The 12971-nt window shown below is 53.2% G+C and carries 9 protein-coding genes and 1 pseudogene; 5 read left to right on the forward strand and 5 right to left on the reverse strand.

Annotation, left to right across the window (positions count from 1 at the left end):
- The first annotated feature begins 974 nt into the window (after positions 1-974).
- The 3 genes and pseudogenes from ACZO0A_RS06855 to ACZO0A_RS06865 form a co-directional block, all read left to right on the forward strand.
- Complete coding sequence (locus tag ACZO0A_RS06855) at positions 975-1208, forward strand: helix-turn-helix domain-containing protein (protein WP_256272375.1); 234 nt, start codon at positions 975-977, stop codon at positions 1206-1208.
- A 53-nt stretch (positions 1209-1261) separates the two neighbouring features.
- Positions 1262-2698 (forward strand): site-specific integrase, encoded by a 1437-nt coding sequence (locus ACZO0A_RS06860; protein ID WP_486846180.1) that lies wholly within the window; start codon positions 1262-1264, stop codon positions 2696-2698.
- 942 nt (positions 2699-3640) lie between these two features.
- Positions 3641-3796 (forward strand): annotated as a pseudogene (locus tag ACZO0A_RS06865) (AlbA family DNA-binding domain-containing protein); the annotation flags it as partial.
- Positions 3797-4036: 240 nt separating this feature from the next.
- Here ACZO0A_RS06865 and ACZO0A_RS06870 read toward each other — a convergent pair.
- The 4 genes from ACZO0A_RS06870 to ACZO0A_RS06885 form a co-directional block, all read right to left on the reverse strand.
- Positions 4037-4867: a carbohydrate ABC transporter permease gene (locus ACZO0A_RS06870; protein ID WP_242943432.1), complete on the reverse strand. Its 831-nt coding sequence runs from the start codon at positions 4865-4867 to the stop codon at positions 4037-4039.
- Positions 4868-4948: 81 nt separating this feature from the next.
- Positions 4949-5926 (reverse strand): carbohydrate ABC transporter permease, encoded by a 978-nt coding sequence (locus tag ACZO0A_RS06875; protein WP_486846181.1) that lies wholly within the window; start codon positions 5924-5926, stop codon positions 4949-4951.
- 152 nt (positions 5927-6078) lie between these two features.
- The gene (locus ACZO0A_RS06880; RefSeq protein ID WP_337566079.1) at positions 6079-7536 is read right to left on the reverse strand and encodes a carbohydrate ABC transporter substrate-binding protein; all 1458 of its coding nucleotides are present in this window, start codon (positions 7534-7536) and stop codon (positions 6079-6081) included.
- 79 nt (positions 7537-7615) lie between these two features.
- A complete protein-coding gene (locus ACZO0A_RS06885; RefSeq protein WP_294719797.1) occupies positions 7616-8632 on the reverse strand; it encodes a LacI family DNA-binding transcriptional regulator in 1017 nt (338 codons plus the stop codon).
- Positions 8633-9102: 470 nt separating this feature from the next.
- Between ACZO0A_RS06885 and ACZO0A_RS06890 the strand changes: the two genes are divergently transcribed.
- Positions 9103-11538: a glycoside hydrolase family 94 protein gene (locus ACZO0A_RS06890; protein ID WP_486846182.1), complete on the forward strand. Its 2436-nt coding sequence runs from the start codon at positions 9103-9105 to the stop codon at positions 11536-11538.
- Positions 11539-11846: 308 nt separating this feature from the next.
- Here ACZO0A_RS06890 and ACZO0A_RS06895 read toward each other — a convergent pair whose 3' ends face one another.
- Positions 11847-12239, reverse strand: coding sequence for a family 1 glycosylhydrolase (locus ACZO0A_RS06895; protein ID WP_486846183.1), 393 nt, complete (start codon positions 12237-12239; stop codon positions 11847-11849).
- Between the two features lie 242 nt (positions 12240-12481).
- On the opposite strand from ACZO0A_RS06895, the gene ACZO0A_RS06900 reads away from it, so the two are divergent.
- Positions 12482-12607: a TnpV protein gene (locus ACZO0A_RS06900; protein WP_486846184.1), complete on the forward strand. Its 126-nt coding sequence runs from the start codon at positions 12482-12484 to the stop codon at positions 12605-12607.
- The last annotated feature ends 364 nt before the right edge of the window (positions 12608-12971 follow it).

Genomic DNA, 12971 nt, shown 5'->3' on the forward strand with positions numbered 1-12971 from the left:
ATTTGGACTTTTTCGACAGACGTGAATCCGCAGTGATTCACGCCCGAGGAATGTATGAATTTGTATGCGCGCCATGATAGCCACTGTTTTGGGTAGACGCGTTTTGCTACGCTGTGGCATAAACGATACTTTCCCAATGCTAAGCGCAAACGCATTACACTAGGTACAAACTCCATGCTGTTTGACCTGATAGACGGAGTTGATACATGGGCGATTGCGCCCCAAAGCATTGCGCACAAGCTGATATGTGCTCTGCAAAAGTGATGCGGCGTGAAACACAGCGTCCTTTGTATTTTTAGGCACAAGCAGTTGTCGCCTTTGGATACCTGATTTCCACCTCAATTACACACGTTGGGATTGTATGGTGCATATACCGAGAATTGTGGATTTTTCCGCCGAGTGAATCAAAACTGATTCACTTTTTCGAGTCAAGATTTTTGGATGAATCTAAACTGATTCACTCTGGAGCATATACGAATTTGTATGCGTATCCGCTTTGATTACCCCCGCTTTGAGCGGGAACGTGTTTTGCTAGCATAGCATGTGGTCATCCACATGCACATTTCTGGGGCGTACCCCAGACCCCCTGACGAAAGCCTTGCGTCATTCTGATTTTGTGTTTCTCGTAATATCACTATTTTTGTTTTGAGCAGTAGTAAACTGCAAGCGTCATTTTGCTATAAGCGTGACGGTGGTGACGGTGTTCGTGGGATAGGGTAAAGGGGTATATCAAAAACATCGTCATCACCGTCAGCATCGTCATTCTACAGGCAAGCCGTTTTAATCTGCGGCTTGCCTTTTTTAATTTTGATGAAAATTTTTATAGCAGGTAAGATTTTGATTTTTCCCAATGGCTATATAATGCCGGCATTTTATTACAAATTATTACATTTCAAAAGTCTGCGATACTTTTTGCCTTTTCCCAGTGGCTATATAGTGAAAGCGTTTTTTCACTACTTACATAGGAGGAACCCATGAACACGGAATTTCAAAATTTGCCCAATGTTGTCAGCCCCAAGGAAGTGCAAACTTACTTCGGTATCTCACGTTCGACCACCTACCGCATATTCCATGACGCGACTTTTCCTGCGTTCCACATTGGAAACCGACTGCTGGTGCGGCGGGATGAACTGCTTGACTGGCTGGAACGGCAAAAGGTCAATAAAGCCCAAAACGAGAATCCGAAGATTGTCGGGTCTGATGAATAGCTTTCTCCGCACTCTTGTGGTAGTCTTTGTGTCACGAAAGGAGACGATGCACCGTGAAAGACACATCTAAAAAAGCCCTGCGCCGCGGACACAACGAGGGCAACATCCGTCAGCGAACAGACGGACGGTGGGAGGTGCGGCTATCTGCCGGAATCGACTACAAGACAGGCAAGCCCCGGCGTACATCCACCTGCTGCAACACGCGGCAAGAGGCAATCGCAATCCTGCAGCAGCAAGCCCACGAAGTCCGCACACAGGGCTGGCGCGATCCTATGTCGGTGACTCTTGGCGAATGGTACGAATACTGGCTGGAGACTTACATGAAAGATACCGTCAAGCAGTCCACCTACGCCAGCTACCGCAGTTATCTCAACAAGCACTTTTGTGTACTGGGAAAAATCCTGCTCAAGAAGCTTGAACCTCATACCCTGCAGGAATTTTATAACTACAAATTCCGCGAAGAAGGGCTGTCGCCCAAGACGCTTCGCAACTACCACATGGCATTACACAAGTGCTTACAACAAGCTGTAAAAGAGCATCTACTGGTTTATAATCCCTGCGATGCCGTGACCCTGCCCAGCGGAGAAAAGCCCGAAATCAGCGTATTTACCAACGACCAGCAGCGGGCGCTGGTGCAGGCCAGCTACCGCCACCGCTATGGCGTGTTTATCCGCTTAGACCTGTGTACCGGGCTGCGGATGGGGGAGTTGCTGGCACTAAAGTGGGAGGACATCGACTTTTCCACTGCGCAACTTCATGTTCGCCGCACCATCAACCGCCTTGCCAAGTACGAAGCCCACGACGGCGAGAACAAGACCGAAATTGTATTCGGTACACCCAAAACGAAAAACTCCCGCCGCACGATTCCGCTGACCCGCACAATGGTAGATGAGCTTGCCCGCTGGAAACAGCAGCAAGCGCAGGACAAGCAGCGGGCAGGGGATAAGTACACCGATGACGGCTTCATCGTCACCAATGAGTTTGGACACTACTTTGAGCAGAAAACCTTCAAGGATTACTACGACCGCCTGTTGAAGGATGCCGATATCGGACACTTTACCTTCCACGCCCTGCGCCACACCTTTGCCACCCGTGCGCTGGAGTGCGGCATGGACTACAAGACCCTGTCAGCCATCCTTGGTCACTACTCGGTGGCGTTCACAATGGACACCTATGTCCACAGCATGGACGAACACAAGCGCCATGAGATGGACAAGATGGACGATATGTTCGGGATGCAGTACCGCATCTCCATCGAGAATCAGCCGTACCCAGTACTTTGCACCTTATCCCCGGACGGCTGCACCGCCCATGTTCCTGACTTCCCCAAAGTCACCGCACAAGCCCCCACGCTGGACGCCGCCCTGCTCGAGGTCAAGCAGCAAATCCAAAAAGCCCTGCGCCAGTACAAGAACCCACCCATTCCCACCAAACAAGACCAAATCGTAGTGCCAAACAACAGCGTGTTGGTACTCGTCAAGGCGAGCTGACTACGCTGACCGCTCCTATTTTTACCTGCCAACTCCGCAAAATTTATCCACAAAAAGCGCCCGGGCGGTTGAAAATTTCAGCCGTCCGGGCGCAGTCGTTTTGCCGTTTTGGGGTCATTTTGGGGTCAAAGTTACCAGCTTGTTACCACTTTTTCCATGATGTAGAAAAAAGCTCGTTGAAACTTGTCGTTTCAACGAGCTTTTGTTGGTTGCGGAGACAGGACTTGAACCTGCGACCTCCGGGTTATGAGAAATCTAAAAATCGTGCGTTACAGTGATGTTTTGTTGGGTTTGGTGGTATTGTGTACCAAGGCTCGAAATAGATTTTGTCCCCTGTGTACAAAGGAGTGCCGCATCGTGCTGACCCGTTCCAAACCCTTTTGGGGGCAGTTTTGGGGGCAAATCTGTGAGACGGATTCTGACTCGCAACTCTCAAATAAATGCGCAGCTTTAGTCTCATTGAGAAACATGAATACGAGCATCACTGGGTTCTTGCCAGTGAAAAGCCCTACGAATCCGTATATAAGTTTTATCCTCCAACAAGAAGTTGTACACAAGCACTACTCCGCAGCATTCACGCACACCGCCCCTGTCGCCGCGAGAAACGCCCTTGTTTAGGCGCATTCACACCGCGTCGGAGCTGTCCCTCCCAGCCAAATAGCGCCCTAAATTCCCCGCTTTCCGGGGATTTTTTATTTTACCGCAAAGGCATTTACCTGAACGGGCTTTCCCTGTACAGGAAAAGCCTGCACAAATAAATAACTAAATAAATAAAATACTAATATACTATCGTATCCTATCCGTAAAACTACAAAAAATTGGATTCATCCCGCTATGGTCTTACGGCCATGCGTACAACTTACCACCGGAGAGTACAACTTACGATTGCAAACCGACCCTGCCAAGTTGTATAATTAAAGCACCGATAGTTCGCGCAAAAGCTGGTGCAAGAGCATGAGCGCTTTTGCGAACACACTGGGCGGCGCGCTTATTTTCGGCATGGCGGATGACGGGCAGATCGTTGGGCTGACCGAACCCGACAGCGACGCCGAGAAAATCAGCGAGATCATCAAGACGCGCATGGAGCCTATCCAATAGTACGATATACCGTGAAACCGTGCGCCGTCCGGCGCGATTTTATGCGCTGCGCGCAGCCAGCGGTGCGGCGCGGTCACTGCGCCCGCAGGCGCGTTTCGGAGCGCAACCGCCGCACAGCGGCGGCTCTTAGCGCGGAGATAGACACGCGCCCTACATTTCTACCCGAAAAAGGGCTTTTCCGACAAACTGAAGCGGGCAAACATTTCTGTTCGCCCGCTTTTTACGGTCTATAAAACTTTTTTACCCTTTCACACTGCCCAATGCAACGCCCCGGACAATGTACTTGGAGAGCAGCAGATAGACGATCATAACGGGCAGAATCGCAATGGTAATCATCATATACACCTTGCCCATATCGAACTTCAAAAAGTCCGCGCTGCGCAGCTGTGCAACCAGAATGGGCACCGTTTTCCACTTGGCATCGTTGATGATCAGCGCCGGGATAAAGTAGTTGTTCCATGCGCCCACAAAGCTGAATATTGCCTGTACCGCCATGGCGGGCTTCAGGATCGGCAGAATGACCGTGTTGAAGGTGTGGAACTCTCCCGAGCCGTCAATGCGCGCCGCATCAATAATGTCGCGCGGCAGGCTCGAATCCATATACTGCTTCATGAAGAAGAACACTGTCGGTGCGGCGATGCTCGGCAGAATCAGCGGCCAGAGGGTGTTGGTCAGCTTCATCGAGTCCATCAGGTTCAAAAAGCCGAGCGCCGAAACCTGTGTGGGCATCGTCATGATGAGCAGAATGACGGTAAAGGCCAGCTTGCGCAGCTTGAAGTCATACGCATAGATGGCGTAGGCCGTCAGTGCGCTGAAATAGACCGACAGCGCCGCACAGGCAGCCGACACGATCAGGCTGTTGCGCAGACCGGTCAGGATCGGTACATTGGCATCATGGGTGGTGTTGAAGAAGTTAACGCCAAAGCTGCCGCGGGGCAGCGGGTCAAACCCCTGCTGGATGGTAAAGTTGTTGTGCGTGGCGTTGACGATCAGCACATAGAAGAAGAACAGGCAGATAAAGCAGAGGACAAACAGCACGATATAGGCCACTGCACGCTGCAGTGTCAGCATAGGGTCGTGAATTTTGCTTGCCTTTGCGGTAGTGGTGGCTACAGTTTTGGTTTCGTTCGGCATACTGTTCACGCTCCTTCCTTAGTGATGCTTAGCGGCCGCTTTGGCTGTCTTGATGCGGGCTTTCTCAGCCTTGCGCTGCTCACGGGTCAGGCCGTCATCCTCCTGCGTGAGGGTAAAGTAGATGATGACGCAAAGCACCGCGCAGAGCAGGAACATCAGCACCGAGATAGCGCCGGCTGTGCCGTAGTTTTTGCTGTACAGGTGCTGGTTCAGGTACATGATAATGGTGTTGGTCGAGCCGTTCGGGTCGCCCTTGCCGTTGGTCAAAACCTGCGGCACATCAAACATCTGCAGGCCGCCGATGAGGCTGGTGATCAGCGTGTAGACGAGCAGCGGGCGGATCAGCGGGATCGTGATGCGCCAGAACATTGTGGTCGAGGATGCACCGTCCAGCTGGGCGGCCTCATACAGGCCGGGGTCCACACCCATGATGGCAGCCATCAGAATGATGGTCGTATTGCCGAACCACATCAGGAAGTTCATCAGCCCAACCAGACCGCGCGCTGTCCAGACATTGGAAAGCCAGCGCACCGGCTCGGCCACAATGCCGAGCTTGAGCAGGATCGAGTTGATCGGCCCTGTCTCCGCGTTTGAAAACAGGGTAAAGAACAGCATGGCGAACGCCGATGCCATGATAAGGTTGGGCATATAAATGACGGTCTTGAAGAAGCCCTGAAACCGCAGCTTCAACCGAAGATCGGTAAACCACGCCGCCAGCACCAACGATACAATAATCTGCGGGATAAAGCCCATCAGCCACATGATCATGGTATTGCTGAAATACTTCGGCACCTCTTGGATCATGGCGGCATAGTTTTTCAGCCCCACAAAGTTGGGGCCGATGATCTTTAAGCCGCTGCGGAAATACTCAAAGAAGGAATAGTAGATGGTCGTTGCCAGCGGCCAAAACTGGAAGATGAAAAAGGTAATAAAGAACGGCGCCAGAAATATATAGCCCCATTTGGCGTAGCTCATGCCCTTGCTTTTTGTTTTCATAGGTCTCGCCCTCCTTAGCTGTGTGGGCATTGCCCTGCTGGGGGCAGAGCCTTTCAAAATCTGATAAAAACAAAACCAGAGGCGGGCGTCTCTCCCCGCCCCTGGCATGGCGTTTGCGGTTCAGTTCGTTTTGTCAACGGTCACACAGGTATTTATGCGGGCCATTCGACGCTGCTCAGCTCAGGATACTTGACCTTGATCTGATCCTCAAAGTTCTTCTTCGCGGTCTCAAGGTCAACCGTACCGTCAAAGTAATCCTTGAAGCAGCTCTGGAGGGTCTCGTTGCAGCCCTGATCGTACGGACCGGCATTGGACATATCAATGGTAGGTGCAACCTCTGCAAAGAGGGCAATGTGGTTCTGGCCGCCGAGGAATGCGGAGCCGAAGTTCGGGTCAGCAGCGATGGAATCCATAGCGCTCTTGCAGTTGGTGTAGTCCTGCGTATCCTCGGTGATCTTGGTCATGATGTCGGCATCACAGGTCAGAGAGTACATGACATCCTTGATCGTGGGGATGTTGTCGGTGCCGGCTGCTGCGCAGATCCAAGTGCCGCCCCAGTAATACGGCTGAGGACCCTGACAGACTGCGTAATCGCCGAAGATACCGTTGCCGACTTCCTGCTTGCCTCCCTCAGACTCAGGCGTGGCCAGAGAGTTGCCCAGCAGCGTGAAGTTGATGCCCCAAGTGGAGTAGAAGAAGCCGAAAACCTTGCCGGCAGGACCCTGATCGGCGGCCCACTGGTCGCTCCACAGGCTGGTCTTGTTGTTGTAGCCGTTATCGGTATAGGTCTTGGTCTGATCGACCCAGTTCATAATGTTGGGGTCGACCTTGACGGTCGTGCCGTCCACCCAACCGGCGGAAACATTGTTGGAGAAGGTGCGGTAGGAATCATCGTAGCCGGAGAGCATCTTGTAGCCCTTGGCAGCGGCCTTCTCAGCCACATCGTTGAACTTATCCCAATCGCTTAGCGCGGCCTGAACCTCGGTCGGGTCATCGGTGCCCAGCACATCCTTGGCGATGGAGCGGCGGTAGGCAAACAGGCCCGGGGTCGCCTGCCATGTGGTGCCCTTCTGCACGCCATCCACGGTAACGATGTCCTTGGTGTACTGGTACTGATCCTTGAGATCATCATCGGTCAGGCCGACATCCTTCTTGACATCCAGCGTATACTCGGAATCCACATATTTCAGCGCGTAGTCCGCCTCGATCAGGAAGATGTCGATCTTGTCATCGGCAGCGGCGCTGTCCTGCTTGAGCAGGGCCTCGTCCAGCTTATTCTGGTAGTTGTTGTTATCGTTGGGGTTGATGGTCCACTTTACGGTGACCCCGTTATCCAGCGTCGTGGTGGACTTGTCGGCGGCAATCTCCTTGACGCCGGGGTAATAGTCATTGAAGCGGGACTGGAATTCATCGTTCCAGCACCAGATGTTCAGGACCTTGCCCTCCTCTGCGGCTGCATCGGCAGCAGGCTCTGCGGCCGTGCTGCTGGCTTCGGTAGAGGTCGAATCAGCGGCGGGGGCTGCGGACGAGCTTGCGGCGCCTCCGCCGCAGCCTGCCAGCAAGGTGGCTGCCATTGCAGTGGCGGTCAATAAACTCATTGCCTTTTTCATAATGTGTTTTCCTCCTTTTTAATAAAAAGAACTCATGTATGAATCAGATATTGTGACCCGCGTCCTTGCGGGTTTGAACCTATGGATTGGGGACATCAACGGACTGCCCTTTCAGCAAACTGCCGGAGACCAGCTTCTGTTCCGGCAATGCCGTGCGCGGGGATTCGATCTGCTCGATAAGCAGCTCTGCCGCGGCGCGGCCCAGCGCTTCGGTGTCCTGCCGGTAGGTGGTCAGCTGCGGGGACATGATCTGCGAGATCAGGTTGCCGTCATAGCCGGCCACCGAAATATCCCGCGGAATCAGAAGTCCTTCCTGCCGGATCGTCTGGATGCCGCCGATGGCGGAGAAGTCATCCGGGAAGAGGATCGCCGTGGGGCGCTGCGGCAATGCCAGCAGCTGACGGGTCGCAGCGGCGCAGCTTTTCGCATCTCGGTAGGTGCTCGGCACGATGTAGGCGTCCGGCACCGTGATCCCATGGGCGGCGCAGGCACGGTAGAAACCGACCAGGCGCTTCTGGGTGACTGCGCTGTGATTCTCACCGTGGATATAAGCGATTCGCTCATGCCCCAGCGCGGCAAGCTGATCCACTAACTTGTGGACACCATCGGTGTTATCGGAAAGTACGGCAGCCCGGTTGTTAAAGACATGGTCAACTGTGACGATCGGCAGGTTGCTGTAAGCCAGCTCAATAACCTCCGGGTCATCGAACTTGATGCAGGCAGCAATCACGCCGTCAACGCCGCGGTAGCGGCAGTGCTCTAAGTAACTGGAGTGTCCGTGGCCAATGTTGTGGTTGATAAAGGTGATATCATAGCCTCTGCCCTCGGCGTGGCGTTTGAAGCTGTCCAGAACAGCCGCGAAGAATTCATGCGTCAGACCGCTTTGCGCCTCGTCCACGAAAAGGACGCCCAGATTATAGGTACGGTTCGTTTTTAAGGCCCGCGCTGCGGAGTTTGGCATGTAGCCGATCTGCCTTGCCGCCTCGCGTACCTTTTCTTTGGTAGCCTGACTGATATCGTTGTGACCGTTCAGCGCCTTGCTCACGGTAGCCACCGAGACCCCGCATGCCTTTGCGATGTCTTTGATGGATGCCATGATATCGCCTCCTTGCATCTTCCTTAATCGTTTTCGCATCTTCACTATACAACATGTCAACCATAAAATCAATGCCTTTTTGGCATTTTTTGTGCATTTCGATTCGATTTGGCGATTTGCAAAAAGCCAAAACACCTGTTTTGGTAATTTCGTTTGGAGTTTCGCTGAAAAAGAGACATAATTTGCGCCTTCTTCTGCCTTTTCCGACCCAGTAATGGCCTGCAAGCCTGACTGCCATCTGCTTTTGGGGTGTCCACAGCCAGAAAGTATCCTTATAAATAATAGGTAGCATCCGCTTTTCGTTACAATTTTCGGCCGCACAAATTGTGAAACCTGCCAAATCATCGTTAAATTCAGCCGCAGCCCTTGCAATTATCCGAAAAACGCGGTATTGTAAGGGTAATAACTTAATCGTTTTCGACTTGAACTCACGATTTTATCTGCTTTCCATAAGTAAGGAGAGGGTCTCTATGAAGTTCGGTCATTTTTCCGATACCGCACGCGAATATGTCATCACCACGCCGCGCACGCCACTGCCGTGGATCAACTATCTGGGCAGCGAGGCATTCTTCAGCCTTGTTTCCCACACGGCCGGTGGGTACAGCTTTTACAAGGATGCCAAGCTGCGGCGTATCACTCGCTACCGCTACAATAACGTACCTGCGGACTCTAACGGTCGGTATTACTATATTAAGGACGGCGATACCGTCTGGAATCCCGGCTGGCAGCCCACCCAGACCGAGCTGGACAGCTATGAGTGCCGCCACGGCCTCGGGTACAGCATCATTACCGGCAAAAAGAACAGTCTGACCGCGAAGCTGGAGCTGTTTGTGCCGGTAGGCGACAACTGCGAGATCGACCGTCTGGTGCTGACCAACGAGAGTGATGTACCGAAATCGTTTACTATATTCAGCTATCTGGAGTTCTGCCTCTGGAATGCTGTGGACGATTCCACCAACTTCCAGCGCAATTTCTCTACCGGCGAAGTCGAGGTCGAGGGCAGCACCATCTACCACAAGACCGAGTACCGCGAGCGCCGCAACCATTACGCATTGTTCACCGTCAACACGCCCATTGACGGCTTTGACACGAGCCGGGACGCCTTTTTAGGCGCATGGCACAGCAATGCGAATCCCGAGGTCGTGGAAAACGGCCGTTGCACCAACTCTGTTGCCCACGGCTGGGCACCCGTTGGCGTGCATCAAGTCAATGTCACCCTGCAGCCCGGCGAAAGCCGCAGCCTGATTTTTGTTTTGGGCTATATAGAAAACCCGGAGGACGAGAAGTGGGCCGCGCCCGGCGTCATCAATAAGACCCGCGCCCAGGCGATGGCTGCCCGCTATGCCACGGATGCGCAGGTCGATGCGGCACTTGCCAGGCTGCACGACCACTGGAACAACCTGCTGTCCACCTACTCGGTCAAGAGCAGCGATGAAAAGCTCGACCGCATGGTCAATACCTGGAACCAGTACCAGTGCATGGTCACCTTCAACATGAGCCGCTCTGCCAGCTATTATGAGAGCGGCACCGGCCGCGGCATGGGCTTCCGCGATTCCTGTCAGGATCTGCTCGGCTTTGTGCATCTGATCCCCGCCCGCGCGCGGGAGCGCATTCTGGACATTGCCGCCACCCAGTTCCCCGACGGCAGCGCCTACCACCAGTACCAGCCGCTGACGAAAAAGGGCAACATGGACATCGGCTCCGGCTTCAACGATGACCCGCTGTGGCTGATTGCTGCCGTGTACGCCTATCTGGGCGAGACGGGCGACTACTCGATTCTGGACGAACCGGTGGACTTTGATAACGACCACAGCCTTGCACAGCCGCTGCTTGAGCATCTGCGCCGCAGCTTTGGCTACCTGCGCACCCACAAGGGTCCGCATGGTCTGCCGCTGATTGGCCGCGCCGACTGGAACGACTGCCTGAACCTGAACTGCTTCAGCAAAGAGCCGGGCGAGAGCTTCCAGACCACCGGCCCGAGCGAGGGTCCTGTAGCCGAGAGCGTGTTCATCGCCGGTATGTATGTCAAGTACGGCAACCAGTTTGCCGAAATTCTTGACAGCACCGGCCGCACCGACGAAGCTGCCGCCGTGCGCGCCGAGGTTGCAGAGATGGAACATACCGTACTGACTGCCGGTTGGGACGGCAGCTGGTTCCGCCGCGCCTACGACGCCTTTGGCCATGTGATCGGCGGTGAGGAATGCGAGGAAGGCAAGATCTTCATCGAGCCGCAGGGTATGTGCGTCATGGCAGGCATCGGCGTAAACACCGGCGAAGCCGTAACCGCCCTGCAGAGCGTGAAAGACAAGCTGGACACGAAGTACGGCATTGTGCTGCTGCAGCCCGCCTACACGAAGTACCATCTCGAACTGGGCGAGATTTCCAGCTATCCCCCGGGATACAAGGAGAACGCAGGCATCTTCTGTCACAACAACCCATGGGTCAGCTGTGCCGAGACTGTAGTCGGCCATGGTGACCGCGCGTTTGAGATCTACAAAAAGACCTGCCCGGCATACATTGAAGACATCAGTGAGATCCACCGCACCGAGCCGTATGTCTACAGCCAGATGGTGGCTGGCCGCGACGCCGCCACCTTTGGCGAAGCAAAAAACAGCTGGCTGACCGGCACGGCGGCCTGGACCTTTGTGGATGTGAGCCAGTATATCCTGGGCATCCAGCCCACGCTGGCCGGGCTGAAGATCGACCCCTGCATCCCCCACACGATGGACGGCTTTACCCTGCGCCGTGTCTGGCGCGGGGCAACCTATGAAATCGTTGTGGAGAACCCTGACCATCTGGAAAAGGGCGTCAAAGCCATGACCGTGGACGGCAAGCCTGTAAGCGGTAACATCCTTTCCCCTGTTCCCGCCGGCTCAACCGTAGAGGTCAAGATCGTCATGGGCTGACCGCCCGCCTTTTACCGCAAAGCAGCAGCCCGCAGTGGGCTGCTGCTTTTTCTGTACGGTCTTTATACACCGGCGTGCTGCTTCGCGAACCAGAAAACTCCCTTATCCTGCTGCGCGCGCAGCAGAATAAGGGAGTATTTTTTGTGTGCAGCCTGTCAGGTATGGTTATACCGCGAGCATTTCTCTGCATCGATCGCAAGCACGACCATCAGCGCGCAGAGGGCATCTCTTAGGTCGGCAACCTCAATGGTGTATGTATCGGTCCAATTCCAAAGCTCCTTGGCGATATGCGCCACTGTACACCAATTTCAGGGCTTTGAAAAAGATGTGATCATGCAATTTTCGACAGTGAATCCTATCTGCCTGTTTACGAAAAGGATTTGCAGCAGGCAAACAAAAGCATTTACATTGCAAGCCCCGGCTTGAATAAAAACAAAATCTGCCGGCTGATCGCACTGGTAGAGCAGCAGCAAACGGCAGGGGTATGCCTTCAGGTGCATCTCTTTCAGCAGGGCAATATCCTCTGCCCAGCGGTGGTAGCTGTCGCAGGCGATATCCCCGGTATCACCGTTCCTTGTTTTGCCCGGCGTATGACTGAAGGTATCCCAGATAGACAGTCCCCTGCCATCCTCCTGCACTGCGCCCTCGACCTGATAGGCTGCGGTTGCCGCGCCCCAGACGAAATTTTCCGGAAATGACATCGTGTATTCCTCCGTTCTTTCTGTCGTTTTCTTTTTTCGCATAAACACCAAAAAAGGTGCAGCGCAAGCGCACTGCACCTCCGTAAGTGTAATTTTAGCGCTCTTGCTGTTGGTGTAGTCCTACGTATCCTCGGTAATCTTGGTCATGATGTCGGCATCACAGGTCAGAGAGTACATGACATCCTTGATCGTGGGGATGCGCCGAAATCGTTTACTGTATGGCGGAATATCTGATAAAGGAAATGGCAAAGAAGCAGGGTGCAACGGAAGAACTGAAAGCAACGGATATGATGAGATGGATAGGATTGATGAATAACATTCGAGCCTGTGCCGATGAGATTGTATTGAATGATATTATGTATTCCTAACTGATACCAACCGAAGAAGAACTGCTGTCAAACCGATGGCAGTTTTTCTTTTTTGGCAAGTATTCAAGAAGTCATTAAGTCGTGAGTATAATCGAAGTGGTAGAAAAGTTACCTATTATATCGGTTGTAACTTTTTTTATGAACTCTATTGACAAGAAAACTTGGTATGTGTATAATTAAAATATGCAAAGAAAACTTGGCATGGAGGTGTTTTGATGAAAAAGGACGAAATCTTAAATGCAAGCAGAAAAGAACATCGCAACAAGGACTTGGCTGAAATGGAAGTGGTATATCAAGCCGGAAGTCACGCAAGCAGAGTTGGTGCTTTAGTGTGTTGTTTGCTTTCGCTGTTATCTTCTGTGCT

Source organism: Gemmiger sp. (genome assembly GCF_057431175.1).

What these genes read in the sequence shown, in the direction of transcription:
- ACZO0A_RS06895 (WP_486846183.1), bottom strand. Translation starts at nt 12,239, where the DNA reads ATGTCATTTCCGGAAAATTTCGTCTGGGGCGCGGCAACCGCAGCCTAT.
- ACZO0A_RS06890 (WP_486846182.1), top strand. Translation starts at nt 9,103, where the DNA reads ATGAAGTTCGGTCATTTTTCCGATACCGCACGCGAATATGTCATCACC.
- ACZO0A_RS06900 (WP_486846184.1), top strand. Translation starts at nt 12,482, where the DNA reads ATGGCAAAGAAGCAGGGTGCAACGGAAGAACTGAAAGCAACGGATATG.
- ACZO0A_RS06875 (WP_486846181.1), bottom strand. Translation starts at nt 5,926, where the DNA reads ATGAAAACAAAAAGCAAGGGCATGAGCTACGCCAAATGGGGCTATATA.
- ACZO0A_RS06855 (WP_256272375.1), top strand. Translation starts at nt 975, where the DNA reads ATGAACACGGAATTTCAAAATTTGCCCAATGTTGTCAGCCCCAAGGAA.
- ACZO0A_RS06870 (WP_242943432.1), bottom strand. Translation starts at nt 4,867, where the DNA reads ATGCTGACACTGCAGCGTGCAGTGGCCTATATCGTGCTGTTTGTCCTC.
- ACZO0A_RS06880 (WP_337566079.1), bottom strand. Translation starts at nt 7,536, where the DNA reads ATGAAAAAGGCAATGAGTTTATTGACCGCCACTGCAATGGCAGCCACC.
- ACZO0A_RS06885 (WP_294719797.1), bottom strand. Translation starts at nt 8,632, where the DNA reads ATGGCATCCATCAAAGACATCGCAAAGGCATGCGGGGTCTCGGTGGCT.